The following is a 19,927-nucleotide window of genomic DNA, read 5'->3' as shown; positions in this document are numbered from 1 at the left end:
CCGGGCCGGCCAGCCAGCGCGACGGCGACATCCTCGAGAACTCTCTGGGCGGCAGGCGTGCGACGGCCGTAGCGAACGGTCAACCCGTCCACCTGCTCGGCGAATGTACGCCGCGAACAACGAATGTTCTCGCAGTACAGCCTCCGCACCGGCAGCTCGATCAGCACCGGCCGGTCTCCAACCGGCGTGTCAGCAAGGCGTCTTCCAAGTGAGGGCAGCACTGTCGGCGGTCTGCGGCACGGCCGCCGTCACCGCCAGCGCCGGCACCAGGGATCCCAAAACCGCGGTAAGGGGGTGTGTGGCCTGTTGGGTTCGGGGTCTGTCGGCGCCGTTGCTGTGAACCGTCCATCCGGTATATTTTTGCGTTGTTCGTACGGCTGGGTGGGTGGGGTGGTTCAACTCCTATGTGGGGATGGGGAGTTGTTCGGTATAGGTGGCCGGTGTGTGCCGGGTCCCTTGCGGGTTCTTCCGGGTTGCTTGTGGTTTTGCTGGTGTGCTGGTCCGCGTCCGTGTCTGGGGGAGGTTTTCGGTGGTGCGTGGCATACAGGCGCAGGTGGTGGTGGTTGGTGGAGGCCCGGTGGGGTTGGTTGTTGCGTGTGTGTTGGCGGGGCGGGGGGTGTCTGTGGTGGTGGTGGAGGCGGAGTCGGGTGTGTGCGAGCGGCCGAAGGCGACGACGGTGCATGCGCGTGCGGTGCAGTGTCTGGTGCGGGGTGGTCATCTTGCCGGTCTTCCCGGGTTTGCGGGGGCCGGTGCGGGGGTCGCCGGGGCCGGTGGTGCTGGGGCTGGCGGTGTAGAGGCTGGGGTCGGCGCTGTGGGTGCCGGGGGGGCGGGTGGTGCGTTTCATTTCGCGGGGATGCGGGGGCTGTCCATCTCGGTGCCGGTGGGGGAGCCGGTGCCGGTGTTGAAGTGTGCGCAGGACGTGTTGGAGCGTCACTTCGAGGGGCGTGCGCGGGCGTTGGGGGTGCGGGTGTTGCGTGGTCATCGGGTGGTGGGGGTGTGGCAGGAGGCGGACGGGGTGCGTGTGACGGCGGAGGGTCCGGGTGGCCGGGTGGAGTGTGCGGGTGCGTATCTGGTGGGTGCGGACGGGGCGCGCAGTCTGGTCCGGGAGGAGGCGGGCTTCGCCTCGCGGACGTATCCGGCAACGGTCTCGGCGATGGCGGGGGATGTGCGTTTTGAGGGGGGTGGGGGTTTTGCGGCGGGGTGGCATCGCACGCCGCGGGGCTGGATGGTGGCCAAGGAGGCGGGGGGTGGGGTGGTCCGGTTGCGGACTCTGAACTGCGGGGGTGCGCATGTGGGGCGTGGTGTGCCGCCGACGGTGGAGGAGTTGCGGCGCGAGGTGTCCTGGATCGCGGGGCGGGAGGTGGCGGTGCGGGATGCCAGGTGGCTGAGCAGGTTCAGCGATTTCTCCCGGCTGGCGGGGTGTTATCGCAGGGGGCGGGTCTTTTTGGCGGGGGATGCGGCGCATGTGCATTTCCCGATCGGCGGACAGGGGCTGAGTACGGGGTTGCTGGACGCGGTGGATCTGGGCTGGAAGCTGGCGTTCGCGGTGCGCGGGATGGCGGGTCGGGGGCTGCTGGACACGTATGACCAGGAGCGGCGGCCCGCTGCGCAGCGGGTCATCGACCACACGCGGGCGCAGCTGGCGCTGATGCGGCCCGGGCCCGAACTCGAGCCGCTGCGGGCGCTGTTCGGTGAGTTGCTGGCCCGGGGCGGGGAGAGCGGGATGCTGGCGGCGATGGTGAGCGCGCAGGACACGGTGCTGCCGGTGCGGGGTGCGGATGCGCCGGAGTGGGAGGGAAGGTTTCTGCCCAACGCCGGGCTGGTGACCGGGGAGGGCCGCACCGATGTGATCGGCCTGTTGGGGGAGGGGCGGCCGCTGCTGCTGCTGTTCGGCGGGCCGGGCTGCGCCGGGTATGAGGAGCAGGCCCGTGGGTGGGCGGGGGTGGTGCGGGTGGTGCATGCGGAGCCGGTGCCCGAGTTCGGGTGTGAGGCGCTGCTGGTGCGGCCGGACGGTTACGTCGCCTGGGCGTCGGGGGGTGAGGGGCCGGCCGGCGTGCTGCGGGCGTACTTCGGAGCGGGAGCGGGTGAGGGTGAGGGCGCGGGGGGTGTTCTTGCGGAAGCGGCCGGCTGACGGGGCCGGGCCGCGGTGCGGATGCCGTGCGGTGCGTGGCGTCTTCGCTGCCGGTTGCCTGGTCGGCCTCGTGCGTCGCGGGGGTGTTCTCGCGGGGGGTGGCCTGCTGGCGGGGGCCGGGCCGCGGTGTGTGGGGGTCAGGTGGGTGGTGGGGGTCAGGTGGCTGTGGTGGTGGCTGGTGCCGTGGCTGGTGTGGTGGGTGTGGGTGTGGGTGTGGGGTGGGTTTGTTGTTGGGTGTGGACGGTGGCGCCTCGGGTGGGGGTGAGGTCGATGGCGGCGAGGATGGAGGGGATGGCGATGCTGGGGAGGAGGTGGCGTAGGAGGGCGCTGACTCTGGGGGGGAGGTCTTGGTAGTTGTGGAGGGCTTGGGACATGGCCTGGACGCCGGCGAAGGCGCCGACGACGACGTCGGCGGTCTCGGTGGGGGTGACGTGGGGGAGGAGTTCGCCTTGGGCCTGGGCTTTTTCGAGGAGTTCGACGCCGATGGCGCTCCAGTGGAGGAAGGGGCCGCTGCGGTCGAGTCCTTGGGCTTGTTGGTCGAGGGAGAGGCGGACTCCTGCGCGGACCATGGGGTCGGTCTGGAGGCGGTAGGCGTGGAGGAGGACGGTGTCGGTGAGTTGTTGCATTTTGCAGGCGCGGTCGGGGATGGGCAGGCGTTGGTCCTGTTCGTGCAGGACGCCGTCGGCGAGGTGTTCTTTGGAGGGGAAGTGGAAGTAGAGGGCTCCTTTGGTGACGCCGGCGGCGGCGAGGATTTCGCTGATGGTTGCGGCTTGGTAGCCGTGTTCTTCGAAGACCTTGGCTGCTGCCAGCAGGATCGTCTGTCGGGTGCGGATCGCCCGGTCCTGCTTCACCACGTGGGGCCTCCTGAGGTTGATGAGCCCGGAGACCCATAAAAAACCGTCCAGTTTGTATATTACAGCTGTTTGTGTTGGGTGCAGCCCTCTGGGTCGTACCGGATTCAAGGAAGTGCGGAAAACCGTTGTTGTGTGGAGGGGGAGTGCGGTGGTGGGGGCCGGGCGGGGGCGGGGGCGGGGCGGGGGGGCGTGTGGGGGTGGGGGTGGGGTGATTCTGGTGACGGGGGCGACGGGGACGGTGGGCCGTGCGGTGGTGGAGCGGTTTCCTGCTGGTCTGCGTCTTCGGCTGATGGCGAGGGATCCGGCGCGGATTACGGGGGGCGGGCCGGGGGTGGAGCGGGTTGCGGGGGAGTACGGGGATCCGCGGTCGCTGGGGCGGGCGCTGGCGGGGGTGTGCACGGCGTTCCTGGTGACCACGCGGGTCGGCGGGGGGGATGATGCGGCGTTCGTGGGGGCTGCGCGATTGGCCGGAGTGCGGCGGGTGGTGAAGCTTTCCGCGGCTGCGGTCCTGGACGAGGGGGCCGGTGATCTCATCACGCGGTGGCAGCGTGAGGGGGAGGAGCTGCTGTGTGCCTCGGGGATGGAGTGGACGCTGCTGCGTCCGCGCGCGTTCATGTCCAACTCGCTGTCGTGGGCGGCTTCGGTGCGGTCCGAGGGCACGGTGCGCGCGCTGTACGGGGGGTCGGGCAATGCGTGTGTGGATCCGCGGGACGTCGCGGAGGCTGCGGTGCGGGTGCTGACGGAGGAGGGGCATGCCTCGCGTGCCTACACCCTGACCGGGCCCGAGGCGGTCACCGCGGTGGGGCAGACGCGGGAGCTGGGCCGGCTGCTGGGGGTGGGCCTGCGTTTTGAGGAGCTGAGTGTGGGCCAGGCGCGCGCCGCGCTGGCGGGGCGTTATCCGGCGCCGGTGGTGGAGGCGCTGCTGCAGAGCGCGCAGCGTCAGCGGGCGGGTGCCAAGGCCGGGGTGGGCGACGGGGTCGCCGCGCTGACCGGCCGCCCGGCGGGCACCTTCACCGCCTGGGCCCGGGACCATCTCGCGGCCTTCGCCCCGGCCCCGGCCACCGATGGGGCCGGGACGTAGCCGCCGGGCGGGCGTCTTCGCCGTGTGGGCCCGGGGCCGTCTGGCGGCCTTCGCACCGGTGCCGGTGCCGGTGCCGGTGGCGGAGACGGAAGGGGCCGGGGCATGGCGGGCGGGCGCCTTCGCCGTGTGGGCCGGGGGCCGTCTCTCGGCGTTCGCGCCGGTCCCGGTCACGGCGGGGCCGGGAGGTAGTCGCAGGGCGGGCACCTTCACCGCCCGGGCCCGGGACCATCCCGCGGCCTTCGCGCCGGCCCCGGTCACGGATGGGGCCGGGACGTGGCCGCCGGGCGGGCGTGTTCGCCGCCTGGGCCGGGGCCGTCTGGCGGCCTTCGCGCCGGTCCCGGTCATGGATGGGGCCGGTCACGGAGGGGGCGGGGAGGCGGCCGCCGACGGGCGTGTTCGCCGTGTGGGCCGGGCACCGTCTGGCGGCCTTCGTGCCTGCCCCGGTCACGGCAGGGCCGGGAGGGAGCGGCAGGGCGGGCACCTTCACCGCCCGGGCCCCGGGCCGTCTCGCGGCCTTCGCCCCGGTCCCGGTCACGGATGGAGCCGGGGCGTAACCGCCGGGCGGGCGTGTTCGCCGCCTGGGCCCGGGACCATCTCGCGGCGTTCGTGCCGGTGCCGGTCACGGAGGGGGCGGGGAGGCGGCTGCAGGGTGGGCGCTTTTGCCGTGTGGGCCCAGAGCTTGTCTGGCGGCCTTCGCGCCGGTGCCGGTCACGGCGGGACCGGGAGGTAGCGGCAGGGCAGGCACCTTCACCGCCCGGCCCAGGATCATCGGCGCCTTCGCCGTGTGGGCCCGGGGCCGTCTTGCGGCGTTCGGGCCGGTGCCGGTCACGGATGGGGCCGGGGCGTAGCTGCCGGGGTGGGCGCCGGCGGTGCCCCGGCATCGGCGGGTTCCGCCGGGTCCGGCCCCGGCAGCGGCGCCCCGGGGTGCAGCTGCCGGCTGTTGTGTCCCGGCGGCTGCGCCCCGGTGGGGGCAGGTCTGCCCGGGGCGTCGGGGGCCGTCCCGGGCAGACCTGGGTTCGCGGGGGTGGGGGTGGTCAGATGGCGGGTGGGGCCATGGTCACGGTGCAGCGGAAGACGGGGGTCTGGTCCTGGTGGGCGGTGACCAGGACGCTCTCCGCGCCCGCGGTGCCGGTGCCGGTGGTGGGTATGCGGTGGGCCTCGATGAGGCAGGGGGCGTCCAGTTCGACGTAGCGCTGGAACTGGCTGGTGACCGCCAGGGGCAGGGAGGCGTGTCCCAGGGTGGCGGTGGCGGCCTGGCGGGCGGCTTCGAGGAGGACCATGCCGGGGACGTGGTCGACCATGTGGTCGAAGAGCACGGGGTGGCGGGTGTCCAGGCGCAGCTGCCAGCGGTGCGGTTCGCCGACGGGGGACAGGACCACGTCGGTGGGCGACATGCGCCCGACCGTCTGGGGGGGTTCGGGGGCGGTCAGCGCGATGACCGCCGGGCGCTGGGGGCCGGCCGGCCGGGCGGCGCGCAGCCTTTGGTAGACCCGGGGGGTGATGCAGGCCAGCGCGCCGCCGCCGGTGGCGGCGAGGGCGCCGTCGCGGTGGACGGCGACCTCGATGCGGAACCCGGTCACCGCGCCGGCGCGCTCCTTGATACCGGAGCAGCGGACGTCGAGCTCGAGCGAGGCGGGGGCCCAGCCGACGCGTACGTGCTCGGGGCGCACGGCCACGTCGAGGTCGCTGACCAGGAAGTGGTGGCCGAGGGGGACCCCGTACTCGGCGTGGGCCAGGAGGATGCCGGCCTGGCGGATCGTTTCGGCGGCGATCAGCGGGTCGTGACAGCCGTCCACGGTGGCGAAGAAGCTGTGCCCGCGGGGCCACTGGGCGGCGACGGTGAAGCGGTGCTCTTCCACGCGCGCCCAGTCGGTCAGCATGACCTCGGCGACGCTCGCGCGGTGGACGAGTTCCTTGGGAACGGTGGAGGTCAGAGACCTGAAGGGGAGGGCGCCGGGCCGGGCGGGGGCCGGATCGCTCTCGCTGGACGTGACTGCCGTGCCGGGTAGCGCGCGGTGCATGCGGAACGTGCTGACAGACATGGTTCCCCCTGAGCCGCCGTGGCTTGAATGTGAGTGGTGGATCCCTCAGGAGAGCGAAGATACATACCATCCGGTTTAGTTTCTAGAAGGAATGCCCTACTCCAGGGCGCGATAAATGGAGCGATGCGTTCCCAGATGTGCAGATGATCAGCGGGCGGCCTGCGGGCCGCCCCGGGTCCCGCAGGTCCCCCGGGTCACACCCCGCGCGGGGCGCCGGGAGCCCCGCGGTGCCCGCGGGGCGCCGCCCGCGTGCCGCCTCCAGCGGTCCCAAAGCCGTTCTTGAGTGGCCTCCCCGACCGTGTCCACAGGCCCGACACGAAGGGGGAGTGGACGCATGGACAGTACAGAAGCCCTGATCAGGGTGGAGCGGGGGCGGGTGGACGAGGCGGAGCTGGCCGCCGTGGTCGCGGTGCTGCTCGCCGCGCGGGCGGGCGCGCAGCAGGCGCCCGGGGAGCCGGCGGCGGCCCAAATCCGCTGGTGGCGCGAGCCGGACGGGTACGCGGCGCCCGAGGGCTGGCACTGATGCCGGGGCGCATCTCCCGAGTTCCTTCACCTCTCAACAAGAAACCGCACAAGTGGTTTGTTATGATGGCTTCACGGACCCGGGGCGGGACCTCCTCGGCCTTGTCCCAGGAAGGCACCTGACATGGCTATGACGAACCGGGCATCGGCTCAGGCGGGGCCCGCCTCCCTGCGCGGGCGCGTGGCGGAGCTGGACAGCATCCGCGAGCAGGCGCTGGCCGGCCCCGACCGCAGGGCGACCGCGGCGCAGCACGCCAAGGGCAAGCTGACCGCCCGCGAGCGGATCGCCCTGCTGCTGGACGAGGGTTCCTTCCAGGAGGTCGAGCAGCTGCGCCGGCACCGGGCGAGCGGGTTCGGGCTGGAGGTGAAGAAGCCGTACACGGACGGTGTGATCACCGGCTGGGGGACGGTGGAGGGCCGTACCGTCTTCGTGTACGCGCACGACTTCCGCATCTTCGGCGGTGCGCTGGGCGAGGCGCACGCCGAGAAGATCCACAAGATCATGGACATGGCCCTCACGACCGGGGCTCCGCTGGTGTCGCTGAACGACGGCGCGGGAGCCCGTATCCAGGAGGGTGTCTCGGCGCTCGCCGGCTACGGCGGCATCTTCCAGCGCAACACCCGCGCCTCCGGTGTCATCCCGCAGATCAGCGTGATGCTGGGGCCGTGCGCGGGCGGCGCGGCCTACAGCCCCGCGCTCACCGACTTCGTGTTCATGGTCCGCGGCACCTCGCAGATGTTCATCACGGGCCCGGACGTCGTCAGGGCCGTCACCGGCGAGGAGATCACCCAGAACGCTCTGGGCGGCGCCGACGTGCACGCGGAGACCTCCGGTGTCGCGCACTTCGCCTACGACGACGAGCAGACGTGCCTGGCGGAGGTGCGCTACCTGCTGTCGCTGCTGCCGCAGAACAACCGGGAGGCGCCGCCCCGGGTGCGCGGCGGCGACCACCTCAACCGGCGCTCGCAGGCGCTGCTGGACCTGGTGCCGGCCGATGGCAGCCGGCCCTACGACATGGCGGCCGTGATCGGGGAGGTCGCCGACGACGGCGAGTACCTTCAGGTCCACGAGGGCTGGGCGCCCAACATCATCTGCGCGCTGGCCCGCCTGGACGGGCAGGTCGTGGGCGTCGTCGCCAATCAGCCCCAGGTGCTGGCCGGCGTGCTGGACATCCAGGCCAGCGAGAAGGCCGCACGCTTCGTCCAGATGTGCGACGCCTTCAGCATCCCGATCGTGACCTTCCTGGACGTGCCCGGCTTCCTGCCCGGGGTCGACCAGGAGCACGGCGGGATCATCCGGCACGGCGCGAAGCTGCTGTATGCGTACTGCAGCGCGACGGTGCCCAGGATCTCGCTGATCCTGCGCAAGGCCTACGGCGGCGCGTACATCGTCATGGACTCCCAGTCCATCGGCGCGGACCTCACCTACGCCTGGCCGACCAACGAGATCGCCGTGATGGGCGCGGAGGGCGCCGCCAACGTCATCTTCCGCCGGCAGATCGCGGAAGCGGAGGATCCCGAGAGCATGCGGCAGAAGATGGTCAAGGAGTACCGGGCCGAGCTCATGCACCCCTACTACGCGGCCGAGCGGGGCCTGGTGGACGACGTGATCGACCCGACCCGGACCCGCGAGGTCCTCATCCGCTCGCTGGCCATGCTCCGCAGGAAGCACGCCGACCTGCCGTCCCGCAAGCACGGCAACCCCCCGCAGTAGCAGTACGTTCCCAGGGATGGGGGATGCCGGTGCGGTGCCGGTTTCCGGCGTCCCCCGTCCCAGGAGAGAGCACATGGTCCAACAGGAGCGGGCGGCCCGCACCCGGCACGCACTGATCCAGGCCGCGGCCGCGGTCTTCGCCGAGGAGGGCTTCGTCACCGCCTCGCTGAGCACCATCAGCAGGCGGGCCGGGGTCAGCAACGGCGCGCTGCACTTCCACTTCGCCAACAAGAGCACCCTCGCGGACGCGGTCGAGGCGGAGGCCGCCGAGGCGGTCCGCCGCATCACCGAGTCGGCGCGGGCCTGGCAGGGCGACTCCCTGCAGGCGGTGGTGGACGCCACCCACGAGCTGATGGGCAGCCTCGCCCGCGACGTGGTGGTCCGCGGCGGCTTCGAGCTCGCCGGCGACAGCGCCCACCGCGGGGAGCCCTCCCTGCGCACCCAGTGGCGGCACTGGGTCGAGGACAGCCTGCGCCGCGCCGAGCGCAGCGGGGCCCTGGCGGAGGGCGTGTCCTGGGCGGACAGCGCCCGCGTCATCGTCGCCGCGACCGCGGGCTTCGAGGTCCTGGGGGGAGATGACACCTCCTGGCTGTCGCGGCAGAACGTCACCCGCTTCTGGGAGGTCATCCTGCCCCGGCTCGCCGGGGGCCACGGCCTGGCCTCCCTGGTCAGCGCCGGCTCACGGCCGCCGGCCGCCCTCCCCCCGCCGCCCCCGGCCGGCCGCCCCGGACCATAGCAGACCGCAAGGTCTGTTTATCTGTCGATCTCCACCCGTCCCGCCCCGTTAGACCCTGGGGGACCGCTCCAGGACGCCTCGAATCCCGCTGGAGAACCCGAAGAACCCCTGGCCGGCGCCCGTACGCCCCTGGGTACCGGCTAGGAAAATACAGGATATGCGGTTTGATATTGACAGACCGCGTGTGCTGTTTTTAGTCTGGTCACGGCGCCGGACTGGCATCTGTCGACGGCCGCGGACCGACCGGAGCACTCGGGCACACAACAGGGGAGATCGCGTGGACATCGAGGTACTGGGCGCACTGGCCGTACAGGAGAACGGGGTCTCCGTCACACCGACGGCCCCCAAGCCGCGGCAGGTGCTGGCACTGCTGGCACTGCACGCCGACCGGGTGGTACCGGTCTCCGCGCTGATCGAGGAGCTGTGGGGCACCACCCCGCCGCGCAGCGCCCGCACCACCCTGCAGACCTACGTCCTGCAGCTGCGCGAACTCATCGCCGCGGCCCTGGACGGGGGCGGCCGGGACAGCGCACCGGGGGACAGTGCGGACGGTGCACGGGGGGAGCGCGGGCCGCGCAGCGCCAAGGACGTGCTGGTGACGATGCCCAGCGGCTACCTGCTGGCCGCCGGCGACGGCGAGAGCGACGTCCGCGCCTTCGAACGCCTCGCGGGCACCGGATACCGGGCCATGGACGCGGGCGACTTCCCCGGCGCCGCACGCCAGCTGCGGCAGGCACTGGCCCTGTGGTCGGGGACCGCCTTCGCGGACGTGCAGGCCGGGGTGCAGCTGGACATGGAGACCAGGCGCCTGGAGGAGAGCCGGCTGTGCGCGCTCGACCAGCGCATCGAGGCCGACCTGCGGCTGGGACGCCACCGCGAGCTGCTCGCCGAGCTGACCGTCCTGGTGAGCCGCTACCGCGCACACGAGAGCCTGCACGGCCAGTTCATGCTCGCGCTGTACCGCTCGGGACGGCGCGGCGAGGCCCTGGAGGTCTACCAGCGGCTGCGCACCACACTCGTACGGGACCTCGGCCTGGAACCGTCGGCGGGACTGCGGCGCCTGCAGCGCTCCATCCTCACGGCCAGCCCCGAGACCGCCGTACCGCCGCCCGGGGCCGCCAAGGAACGCCTGGTCCCCACGAGCTGACCGTCCCTCCCCTCTTCCCAGGGCCGGTGCGCAGCCGGGTCACCCGGCTGCGCACCGGCCCTGGGAAGCGGCATGTCCGGACCCCCCCCCCGGGGGGCGGGGGGAGGGGAGCGCGGAGCCGTCCATGCCGCCCCCGCTGCACACCGTGCGCTGCCACCAAGCCGCCGGCCCTGCACACCGTGCGCTGCCACCAGGCCGCCGGGCCCGCACACCGGGCGCCGCCGCCGGGCCGCCGGGCCCGCACACCGGGCGGGCGGCCCCCGAAAAAATGAAGGGTCCTCGTGGCCAGCGGCGGCGAGGGCGGCGGGCGGCGCGTGGCGGGCGGATCGCGGATCGCCGGCGGCGCGCCGCTGGCCCCTTGCGGCGGGCCGGTGTCCTGCGCGGTCCGCTGCCGCCGGGGCCGCTCTGCCGGCCGGGCCTCCTCGCGGTGCCCGTGATGCCCGCCGGGCCCTCGCAGGTGCCGGCCCGCCCGCACGTCACGCCGCCGGGGTGTGGCCCCGCTGCCGCAACGGCTGCGGCCCGGTGCCGGGGGGAGGGGCGGCACCGGGCCGGGTACGGCCCGCCGTCAAAGCGGCACCGCACATTCCGTAATTCGGTTTCTCCGCAACCGAATTCAATGGAAAAGGTAACGCGGCAGAGTGTTCCGCGCCGCGGTGTACACCTTTTCTTCCAGCGGTCGTTCACGGGCTCTTGAGTGGATCAATTTCCGGACTGTGGGCCTCAGTTGAAACACTCTCAAGCCCTGGTCGAGGGAGGTCGGGTGTGGCGTGAATCCGGCTAGTGTGCTGACGGTGACGGAATTCAGCCACGAGGGGAACTCGACGAGGTGCGGAGGAACGCAGTGAAGATACAAGTTCTGGGTCCGTTGAGTGCCGAAGTCAACGGGGGGTCGATTGTCCCGACGGCCGGCAAGCCGCGGCAGATTCTTTCCCTGCTCGCTCTCTATCCCGGACGGGTGATGCCTGTCCCCACGCTCATGGAAGAAATCTGGGGAACCGAGTCGCCGCAGAGCGCGCTCACCACCCTGCAGACCTACATCCTGCAACTGCGCCGCCGCCTGGGCACCGCCATGGGACCCGACGCCCCCGGCGCGGCCAAGGAAGTCCTCGCCACCCGGCACGGCGGCTACCTGCTGCAGATACCGCCCGAGAGCGTCGACGTCCACGAGTACGAACGCCTGGTCACCGAGGGGCGGTCGGCGTTCGAGGCCGGGGACGACGCGACCTCGGCCAACTGCTTCCGCAAAGCGCTCGATCTGTGGCGCGGCCCCGCACTGGTCGACGTACGGGTCGGACCGATTCTCGGGATCGAGGTCATGCGCCTGGAGGAGAGCCGGCTGGGCACCGTGGAGCGGCGGATCGACGCCGATCTGCGGCTGGGACGGCACTCCGAACTCATCGCGGAGCTCGCCGAACTGACGGCGCGCTACCCGCAGCACGAAGGCCTGTACTCGCAGGCCATGGTGGCGCTGTACCGGTCGGGGCGGCAGGCATCGGCCCTCGCCGTCTACCGCAAGCTGCGCATCCGGCTCATCGAGGAACTGGGCGTCGAGCCCTCGCCGCAGGTGCAGCGGCTGCACCAGGCCATGCTGGCCGTCGACCCGCAGCTGGACGTCGCCGCCGGCGCACGGCGCACCTCGACCTTCGACCTCTACGCCGCCTGAGGCCGGCCGGAGCGGGGGCTCGAGCCGTACTCACAGGTCATCTCCCACCACCACCGCCTCCTCCCGGAACCGCCTCCCCGGAACCCGTCCGGTTCCGCGCTGCCGGGCGGTGCCGGGGGAGCGGCCCGCCGGAGCGCGACGGCGGGATACCGGACCGGCCATGGCCAGGCGGAACGCCGCCCGGAGCGGCGCGGAGGCAGCACAGGTCCGCGGGCCGGGCGGCCCGCGGAACACCACCCGCCCGGCACCCACCTGGCACCTGCCCGGCACCTGCCCGGCGGCCCGCAGCCGCGGCCGCCGCCCCAGCGCCGAGGACAACGCCGTACTCCACCCTGGTCCTCCCCTTTTCTCCTTCTGCGGCCGTGCGGTGCGGGACGGGACGGCCGGGGCGGCCGGCCCCGGCCGCGCGCACTCCTCCGGCCGGCAGCCGCCCTTGAAGCAGACCAGGCCCGGCCGCGCCGTGCGCCGGAGGGCGCGAAGACCTCCGCGCGGTGAGCTCCCGGACGGCTCCACCGCACCGCAGGCCTTCCCCGGATCACACCCTTCGCCCGCGCGGCCGGGCCGCCCCGGGCCGGCCTCCGCCCGCCCTCCAGCGGTCTTCGAGGCCGTCCGGCGATTCTCGAACCCCGCCCCGTGCGACCGGGGGCGCAGGGAGAGGAGGATGCCATGTCGGACGGACAGCCGGTGCGACTGCACTGTTTCGCACACTCCGAGGGAGGCCTCTCGCTCTTCGACCACTGGGGCGCGAGTACCGGAGGCGGTGTCGAGGTGCGGGCGGTTGCCCTGCCGGGCGGCGCCCGGCGCCGCTCCGAGCCCCGGGCGACCACCCGTGAGGCACTGCTCGCCGATGTGCTGCCCCACTTCACCGGGGCGCAGCCGGGCCCCTACGTCCTGTACGGGCACGGTCTGGGCGCCATGGTCGCCTTCACCGTGACGCGCGCCCTGCACGAGGCGGGCCTGCCCGGCCCCGCGCTGCTGGCCGTCGGCGCCTGCCCGCCGCCGCACACCCCCTGCGCGTTGCCGGACGTCCGCGCCGTCACGGACGCCGAACTGCTGGACGTCCTGGGCGGCAAGGGCGCCGTGCCGCCGCACAGCGACGAGGGGATCTGGCTGCGGGCCATGCTGCCGGTGCTCCGCGCCGACCTGGAACTGGCCCAGGCCCTGGAGGAAGCGGCCCGCACCCCCTCGTCGGCGGGGCCGCTCACCACGCCCGTCCTCGTGCTCGCCTCGCAGCACAACCCGCTGGCGCCGCCCGCGATCGCCGCCGGCTGGCGGCAGTGCACCCAGGGGCCCACATGGCTGCGTACCGTCCCCGGCCGGCACTTCTTCGCGACCGGCCGCGAACTGCCCGCTCTCCTGGGCCGGGCCTGCCGCGTCACCCGCCGCCTCGCCCGGCAGAGCGTGCCCGCCGGCTGACCCCGCACCCCCGGCCCCCCGGGGGGCAGCCGGGCGCGGCCCGCGCGCCCCCGGTATCCGCGCGCGATTGCGGCGGCCGGCAGTCCGGCGTGCCGGCGCCGTCCGATCTGCTTTCCGCTCATTCCCCAGCGGTTTTCATCCGGCCGCCCGAATTCTGTTCGCGTACTCGTCGGCGCAATTTCATAGGAGAGGTGTTCAGATGTCTGTTGAGCTCGCGGACAAAGCGACGCACAAGGTCCATGTGTCCGCACCCGCCGGTGTGGTCTACGCACTGATAGCCGACGCGGTGAACTGGCCGCTCCATTTCGCCCCGAGTATTCATGTGGAACGGCTGGAGTTCGACGGCGAACGGGAGCGGCTGCGGACATGGTGCTTCCTGGACGGCCGGCTGAAGTCGTGGACTTCGTGGCGGCACCTGGACCCGGTGAAACGCCGTGTGGAGTTCCGCCAGGAACTGCCCGCGGCCCCGCTGAGCGCGCTGGGCGGCACCGTGAGCGTCACCCCCCTCGGACCGCACACCTCCGAACTCGAGCTGCTGTACGACTTCAGCGTCACCGGCGGCCTGCCCGACGACGTGGCATGGGCGGAGCGGGCCACCGACGGCCACGGCCGCATCCAGCTCGCCGGCCTCAAAGCGGTCGCCGAGCGATGGACGCGCCTGGACGAACTGATCCTGACCTTCGAGGAGTCCGTACACGTCAACGGCCCCGCCGAGCTGGTCTACGACTTCCTCTACCGGGCCGGGGACTGGCCGCAGACGGTGGGGCACGTCACCCGCGCCCACCTCACCGAGGACGTCCCCGGAGTGCAGCGCATGACCATGGAGACGCTCACCGAATACGGCACGCACACCACGGACTCCGTGCGGATCTGCTTCCCGCACGCCGAGCGCATCGTCTACAAGCAGACCGCCGCCCCCACCCTGCTGGAGGCGCACACCGGCGAATGGTCCGTCGTCCCCGACGAACGGGGCGTGACCGTCACCGCGCAGCACACCGTCGTGCTGCGCGAGGAGAGCATCGCCGCCGAACTGGGCGCCCACGCGAGCCTGGCACAGGCCCGCCGGCACGTGCGCGAGGCCCTCGGCCGCGACTGCCGGGTGCTGCTCGCCCACGCCAAGCAGCATGCGGAGAGCGCCGTCCGCATGCTGTGACCGCGACAGGGAACCCCACCCCCGCGGGCGGGCACCCCTGCCCGCCGCTCATGGACGGCCCCGGGCGGGCTTGGGCACCGCTGTACACCGGCTTGGGAAATCGGACGGCGGGCGGCTCTGCCGTTAGCGTGCTGAGTCGGACCGTTGCGGATATCCGCTGACCAGGAGGCGTCATGGAGGCGAGAGGGCGGGGCAGCGCACCCGGCCGCCGCCGCGCGCGCCGGCCGCGCCGCCTCTCCTGCCACCGGGTGCGCCCACGCCCCCTCGGGCACGCGCGCACACCGCCCGCCCCGCCGGCCACCCGCCCTGCGGCGCACCCCCGCCCGGGCCGGCGCCCGGTGGGGCGCGGCCGGGCGCGCACCGCCCCGCACGCCGTCAGACCCGCAGGCGGCGGGTCACCACCCGCCGGCGCGGCGCCCCCGCGGCCGCCAGGGCCCGGCGGGCGCCGTACCGCAGCTCATCCAGCGCCTACAGAGGAGAGGAGGGAGGGGACCTCACCGGTCACTACGGACCGCACGTCCCCGCACACGCATGACTGTTTCCCGCTCCTCCCACGCGGCGATCTCCGTGGTCGTCGACCCGGGGCCCCCTCCGCACACGGCCCCGTGGGACCTCGAGCTCCGCGGACCGCTCGACCCCGCCAGGCTCCAGGACGTGCTGGGCGAACTCGCCTGCGCAGGCGAGGGCCGGCCCCGGCTGCTGCGGCACGGCCCCGACCACCACACGCTCCGCTTCCTGCGCCGGGACGGCGCGCCGGCCGCGGAGCGGGTGATGGCGGGCCGCATCGCCGATCTGCTCACCGCCCCGCCCCGCCCCGCCCTGCTCGTCCCGGCCCAGTGCGCGGTCCTCACCCGTCCCGCACGCCACCGCTATGAGGCGGTGTTCCTCGAGACACCGGCCCGCCTGGACGCGGGCGCGGTGCGCGCGGCGCTGCGCACCGTGGTGGCCGCCCACCCCCAGCTGCGCTCCCGCCCCGACACCAGGGCCGGGAGGCCGGCCGGGGAGATGGCGCGGGGGCAGGGCCAGGACCCGCTGACGGAGGGCGAGTTCACCGACGAGGCCGGCTTCGCCGCCACCGTCGCCTCGATCGGGGGCACTCTGGACGCGGACCTCGGCGTCCGGCTGCGGGCCCATCTCGCCCGCGACCGCCGCCCGGCGGGGCCGCGGGCCGACCGGCTCGCCGTCATCGTCCACCAGCTCGCCGTGGACGCCGCGTCCTGGCAGATCCTGCTGGAGGACCTGGCCGCCGCCCTCGGCACCACCCCCGCCCCGGCCCCCGCCCCCGCTGCGGTCCCCGCTGCGGCACCGGCCGTTGTTCCTCCGCGGCCCGGGCAGGTGCCGGACGCCCTGGCCCACTGGGCGGGCGGACTGCGGGAACTGGCCCGCGATCCCGAGGAGGCCCGGCACTGGGCGCGCGTCGCCGACCGCAGGTCCCGGGCGCCGGGCGCCCGCCGCTCCGCGGCGGTGACCCCCTCGGGCGACACGGGCGGCCTCCTGCCGGCCCACGCCCGGCACGGCCGCCCGCAACCAGGCCGCCACCTCGACCTCGCCGTGGACCAGGACGTCGCCCAGCGGATCACCCAGACCCTGGCCCGGCGCCTCGCACTGACCGCCGGGCAGGTCCTGACCGGCGCGTTCGCCCTGGCCCTGGCCCGCTGGCAACGCGTCGAGGAGGTCGGCTTCGACGTACGCAGCGACCCCAGGGCGGGCCACCCGGGCCTGCGGCGCCACGTGGGCCGGCTCACCGACGTGCACCCCGTCCACCTCACCCTCGACCCCGCCCTGGACCCCCTGGGCCAACTGGCCGCCGCGGCAGGCCCGCTGGCGGCCGGCGCCGGACAGGCGGCGGGCGGCGCCGGCTTCGGGGCCTGCCGGGAATGGAGCCCCGACCCGCTGCTGCGCGACACCCTGCGTCACCTGGCGCCCGCCCCCGCCTGTCTGATCCTGCACGGCCCCGCCGAACTGCTGCCCGGCGCCGCCCGCCCCGTGCCCGGCAGCCCGCCGGGCCGGCCCGCCCACCGCCTCGAGGTGCGCATCCAGAACGTCGTCGGCGGCAGGCTGCACCTGGGCCTTCACTGGGTGCCCGACCCGGCCCACGGCATCACCGACACCTCCGTGGCCGCCCTCGGGGACCTGCTGCGGGAAGTGCTGGGCGAACTGGCCGACGCCTCCGCCGCCCCCCTCCCCTCCGTCTTCCGCGCCACCCCCCAGCAGTCCGCGCTCTACACCGGGGGCCAGGCGCAGCCCGGCACCGGCCACCACGTCGAGCAGCTCGTCTGGGTCTGGCACGGCCCACTGGACCTCGAACGCTTCACTGCGGCATGGCAGTCGGTCGCCGACTGCGAAACGGTGCTGCGCACCGCGTTCACCCCCGGCCCCGAAGTGCAGCTCATGGTGCACAGCCGGGCCACCGCCGAGATCACCGTCCGGATCCAGCGCGGCGACGAGGACCTGACCTCCCTGCTGGAACGCGACCGGCGGCGCGGCTTCGACCTGCGCTGCCCCCCGCCGCTGCGCCTCACCCTGCTGGCGACCGAGCAGCGCCCGCTGGAGAACCCCGCCGCACCCACCCGGATCGTGCTCACCTACCACCGGGCCCTGCTCGACAACTGGAGCGCGCACATCCTGCTGCGCGAGTTCCACCGCGCCTACCTCGCCGGCGGCACCCTGCCCGGCGGTGAGCGCCGCCCCGACCTGCGGGACTACACCGCATGGATCGCGGCCCAGGACCCGCAGCCCGCAGCGGCGTTCTGGGCGGACGCCGCGCCGCCCGCCGGCGCGGCATCGCGGCCCGGACGCTCCGCCACGGCCACCGGCCTGACCGGTACCGGCCGTTCCCGGCTGCGCCTGGACCCTGCAGAAACCGTTCGCCTCGCGCGCTGGGCAGGCATCTGGGGCATCGCGGAGAGCAGCGTGCTGCAGGCCGTCTGGGCGGTGCTCATCTACCGCGCCTCCGGCGCCGCCGGACCGGCCCCGGTCGCTTTCGCGGTGACCGTCCCCGGCCGCGGCATACCGCTGGAGGGCGCGGCCCGGATGCTGGGCCCGCTGCGCAACCCGCTGCCGGTGTCCGTCGAGGTGGACCCGGCCGGCACCCTGCCGGACCTGATGCGGCACCTGCGCGACCACGCCCTGGACATGGCCGCCTACGAATGGCTCCCCGCCGACTGGATCCCCGCCCCCGCCCGCCCCGCACCGGCCCGCGGCACGGATCCCGCCGGCACCCCCACCGCCGGCACCGCCGGTACCGGCACGGTCATCGTCTTCGAGGATCCGCCGCACCCGGTGGAGGGCCTGGAGGGCGAACTCGCCGCGCAGGGCATCCGGGCCGAGTTCCCGGGCACCGTCCCCGCCCGCTCGGTGCTGCCCGTCGCCCTGCTCGCCCACCACGACGGTGCGGGCGCCCTGGTCCTCACCGGGGTGCACGACCGGGACGTGCTCGACGAGGAGGCGGCCGCCGAGCTGCTGGTGCAGAGCGCCCTGCTGCTGTGCGAACTCCCCGTGCGGGCAGGGGAGTCCACCACCGTCGCGGAGGTGCTGGAGCTCCTGGACGGCAGGGCCGTACCCCCCATGCCCGAGACCTCGGCGGCGGGCCGGGACACCCCGCTGGTCACCCTGCGCGCCGCGGCCAAGGAGCGGGCGGGCACGGTCTGCCTGGTCCCGCCGCCGGGCTCGCCCGCGACCTGCTACGACCTCTTCGCCCGCACCTATCCGGGCCCCCAGGAGCTGCTGGTGCTCACCGCCGACACCGACGGTGCCCGGCCCGCCCTGGCCGCCCGCGCAGCCGCCTCGTCCCTGCTGCTCGGCGGGTTCTCCGGAGCCGGCGCCCTCGCCTGCGACCTCGCCGGGCGCATCGCGGCAGCCGGCGGCCGGCCGCCGCGCGTGGTGCTCGCCGGCGCCTGCGCGGACGAACAGGAACGGGCCCGCGACCTCGCCCGCGCCCTCCAGGACGCCACCGCGCCGGACGCCTGACACCGGTGCCGGTGCCCGGGACGGACCCGGGCGCCACACCACCGGCGCACCCGGCGCACCCACGCGACGTACCGACGCGAGGTACCGGCGGACCCGGGGTGCGGCCGCACCTGCACCCCGGCCCTGGCGGGCCGGGCCGCCGGAACGCCGTTCTCCGCTCCTGTTCCGCCACTGTTCGAGCGCTTCTCTTTCGAGGTCGTTCATCTTGGCTGTGGCACCGGTGCCCCCGCCCGGTCTCTGACGCCGTTCGTGCCTTGGGCCGCAACCATCTGGAGAGTCATGTCCCGTCGTCTTTTCACCTCGGAGTCCGTGACCGAGGGGCATCCCGACAAGATCGCCGACCAGATCAGTGACGCGATCCTCGACGAGCTGCTGCGCCGGGACCCCGCTTCACGGGTCGCCGTGGAGACGCTGATCACCACCGGTCAGGTGCACATCGCCGGCGAGGTGACGACATCCGCGTACGCGGACATCGCCCAGATCGTGCGCGACACCGTCCTGAGGATCGGCTACGACTCCTCGGCCAAGGGCTTCGACGGCGCTTCGTGCGGGGTGTCGGTGTCCATCGGCGCGCAGTCCCCGGACATCGCGCAGGGCGTCGACACCGCCTACGAGCAGCGGGTCGGGGGCGACGGCGACGAACTGGACCGGCAGGGCGCCGGCGACCAGGGCCTGATGTTCGGCTACGCGTGCGATGAGACGCCCACCCTGATGCCGCTGCCGATCGACCTGGCGCACCGGCTGTCCCGCCGCCTGGCCGAGGTCCGCAAGGACGGCACCGTCCCCTACCTGCGGCCCGACGGCAAGACCCAGGTCACCATCGAGTACGACGGCGACCGCGCGGTCCGCCTGGACACCGTGGTGGTCTCCTCGCAGCACGCCGCCGGCATCGACCTGGACGCGCTGCTGGCCCCCGACATCCGCGAGTTCGTGGTCGAGCACGTCCTCGCGCAGCTCGCCGCCGAGGGCATCAAGCTGGACACCGAGGGCTACCGCCTCCTGGTGAACCCGACCGGCCGCTTCGAGATCGGCGGCCCGATGGGCGATGCGGGCCTGACCGGCCGCAAGATCATCATCGATACGTACGGCGGGATGGCCCGCCACGGCGGCGGCGCGTTCTCCGGCAAGGACCCCTCCAAGGTGGACCGCTCCGCGGCGTACGCGATGCGCTGGGTCGCCAAGAACGTCGTCGCCGCGGGCCTGGCCACCCGCTGCGAGGTGCAGGTGGCGTACGCGATCGGCAAGGCGGAGCCGGTGGGCCTGTTCGTGGAGACCTTCGACACCCACACCGTCCCGGTCGGCGTGATCGAGGACGCCATCGGCGAGGTCTTCGACCTGCGCCCGGCCGCGATCATCCGTGACCTGGACCTGCTGCGTCCGGTCTACTCCCAGACCGCCGCCTACGGCCACTTCGGCCGCGAGCTGCCCGACTTCACCTGGGAACGCACCGACCGCGCCCAGCAGCTCCAGGCGGCCGCGGGCCGCTGAGCCCGACACCC

13 protein-coding genes are annotated in these 19,927 nt (G+C 73.8%); 11 read left to right on the top strand and 2 right to left on the bottom strand.

Annotated elements, in window-relative coordinates:
* The first annotated feature begins 493 nt into the window (after nucleotides 1–493).
* The gene (locus tag OG266_RS00115) at nucleotides 494–2,131 is read left to right on the top strand and encodes an FAD-dependent monooxygenase (protein ID WP_371541183.1); all 1,638 of its coding nucleotides are present in this window, start codon (nucleotides 494–496) and stop codon (nucleotides 2,129–2,131) included.
* 155 nt (nucleotides 2,132–2,286) lie between these two features.
* Here the strand turns inward: OG266_RS00115 and OG266_RS00110 are convergent, their stop codons facing one another.
* Nucleotides 2,287–2,985, bottom strand: coding sequence for a ScbR family autoregulator-binding transcription factor (locus tag OG266_RS00110; RefSeq protein WP_371541181.1), 699 nt, complete (start codon nucleotides 2,983–2,985; stop codon nucleotides 2,287–2,289).
* Between the two features lie 208 nt (nucleotides 2,986–3,193).
* Between OG266_RS00110 and OG266_RS00105 the strand changes: the two genes are divergently transcribed.
* Nucleotides 3,194–4,066 carry an NAD(P)H-binding protein gene (locus OG266_RS00105; protein WP_371541178.1) on the top strand — a complete coding sequence of 291 codons (873 nt, stop codon included), beginning with the start codon at nucleotides 3,194–3,196 and terminating at the stop codon, nucleotides 4,064–4,066.
* Nucleotides 4,067–5,100: 1,034 nt separating this feature from the next.
* Here OG266_RS00105 and OG266_RS00100 read toward each other — a convergent pair.
* Entirely contained in the window at nucleotides 5,101–6,108 is a 1,008-nt protein-coding gene (locus OG266_RS00100) for a ScbA/BarX family gamma-butyrolactone biosynthesis protein (RefSeq protein ID WP_371541175.1), read from the bottom strand.
* Between the two features lie 334 nt (nucleotides 6,109–6,442).
* Here OG266_RS00100 and OG266_RS00095 point away from each other — a divergent pair, with 334 nt between their 5' ends.
* The 9 genes from OG266_RS00095 to metK all read left to right on the top strand — a co-directional run bounded on the left by OG266_RS00095 (nucleotide 6,443) and on the right by metK (nucleotide 19,916).
* On the top strand, nucleotides 6,443–6,631 hold the full coding sequence (locus OG266_RS00095) for an acyl-CoA carboxylase epsilon subunit (protein WP_332880849.1): 189 nt from the start codon (nucleotides 6,443–6,445) through the stop codon (nucleotides 6,629–6,631).
* Between the two features lie 123 nt (nucleotides 6,632–6,754).
* On the top strand, nucleotides 6,755–8,344 hold the full coding sequence (locus tag OG266_RS00090) for an acyl-CoA carboxylase subunit beta (protein WP_371541172.1): 1,590 nt from the start codon (nucleotides 6,755–6,757) through the stop codon (nucleotides 8,342–8,344).
* Between the two features lie 73 nt (nucleotides 8,345–8,417).
* Nucleotides 8,418–9,080, top strand: coding sequence for a ScbR family autoregulator-binding transcription factor (locus tag OG266_RS00085; RefSeq protein WP_371541169.1), 663 nt, complete (start codon nucleotides 8,418–8,420; stop codon nucleotides 9,078–9,080).
* A 277-nt stretch (nucleotides 9,081–9,357) separates the two neighbouring features.
* The gene (locus OG266_RS00080; protein ID WP_371541166.1) at nucleotides 9,358–10,227 is read left to right on the top strand and encodes a BTAD domain-containing putative transcriptional regulator; all 870 of its coding nucleotides are present in this window, start codon (nucleotides 9,358–9,360) and stop codon (nucleotides 10,225–10,227) included.
* An 841-nt stretch (nucleotides 10,228–11,068) separates the two neighbouring features.
* On the top strand, nucleotides 11,069–11,890 hold the full coding sequence (locus tag OG266_RS00075; RefSeq protein WP_329543457.1) for an AfsR/SARP family transcriptional regulator: 822 nt from the start codon (nucleotides 11,069–11,071) through the stop codon (nucleotides 11,888–11,890).
* Nucleotides 11,891–12,556: 666 nt separating this feature from the next.
* Complete coding sequence (locus OG266_RS00070; RefSeq protein ID WP_371541163.1) at nucleotides 12,557–13,306, top strand: thioesterase II family protein; 750 nt, start codon at nucleotides 12,557–12,559, stop codon at nucleotides 13,304–13,306.
* Between the two features lie 199 nt (nucleotides 13,307–13,505).
* Complete coding sequence (locus tag OG266_RS00065; protein ID WP_329543455.1) at nucleotides 13,506–14,459, top strand: aromatase/cyclase; 954 nt, start codon at nucleotides 13,506–13,508, stop codon at nucleotides 14,457–14,459.
* A 531-nt stretch (nucleotides 14,460–14,990) separates the two neighbouring features.
* Nucleotides 14,991–18,428, top strand: a complete 3,438-nt coding sequence (locus OG266_RS00060) for a condensation domain-containing protein (protein WP_371541161.1) — start codon at nucleotides 14,991–14,993, stop codon at nucleotides 18,426–18,428.
* 279 nt (nucleotides 18,429–18,707) lie between these two features.
* The gene (gene metK, locus OG266_RS00055; protein WP_371541159.1) at nucleotides 18,708–19,916 is read left to right on the top strand and encodes a methionine adenosyltransferase; all 1,209 of its coding nucleotides are present in this window, start codon (nucleotides 18,708–18,710) and stop codon (nucleotides 19,914–19,916) included.
* Nucleotides 19,917–19,927 lie beyond the last annotated feature (11 nt).

The organism is Streptomyces sp. NBC_00554 (genome assembly GCF_041431135.1).
Taxonomy (GTDB): domain Bacteria; phylum Actinomycetota; class Actinomycetes; order Streptomycetales; family Streptomycetaceae; genus Streptomyces.
This window is presented reverse-complemented; position numbering and strand designations above follow the sequence as displayed.

Coding starts and splice junctions, on each gene's coding strand:
- OG266_RS00100 (WP_371541175.1), bottom strand. CDS start 6,108: ATGTCTGTCAGCACGTTCCGCATGCACCGCGCGCTACCCGGCACGGCA.
- OG266_RS00095 (WP_332880849.1), top strand. CDS start 6,443: ATGGACAGTACAGAAGCCCTGATCAGGGTGGAGCGGGGGCGGGTGGAC.
- OG266_RS00090 (WP_371541172.1), top strand. CDS start 6,755: ATGGCTATGACGAACCGGGCATCGGCTCAGGCGGGGCCCGCCTCCCTG.
- OG266_RS00085 (WP_371541169.1), top strand. CDS start 8,418: ATGGTCCAACAGGAGCGGGCGGCCCGCACCCGGCACGCACTGATCCAG.
- OG266_RS00070 (WP_371541163.1), top strand. CDS start 12,557: ATGTCGGACGGACAGCCGGTGCGACTGCACTGTTTCGCACACTCCGAG.
- OG266_RS00065 (WP_329543455.1), top strand. CDS start 13,506: ATGTCTGTTGAGCTCGCGGACAAAGCGACGCACAAGGTCCATGTGTCC.
- OG266_RS00060 (WP_371541161.1), top strand. CDS start 14,991: ATGACTGTTTCCCGCTCCTCCCACGCGGCGATCTCCGTGGTCGTCGAC.
- metK (WP_371541159.1), top strand. CDS start 18,708: ATGTCCCGTCGTCTTTTCACCTCGGAGTCCGTGACCGAGGGGCATCCC.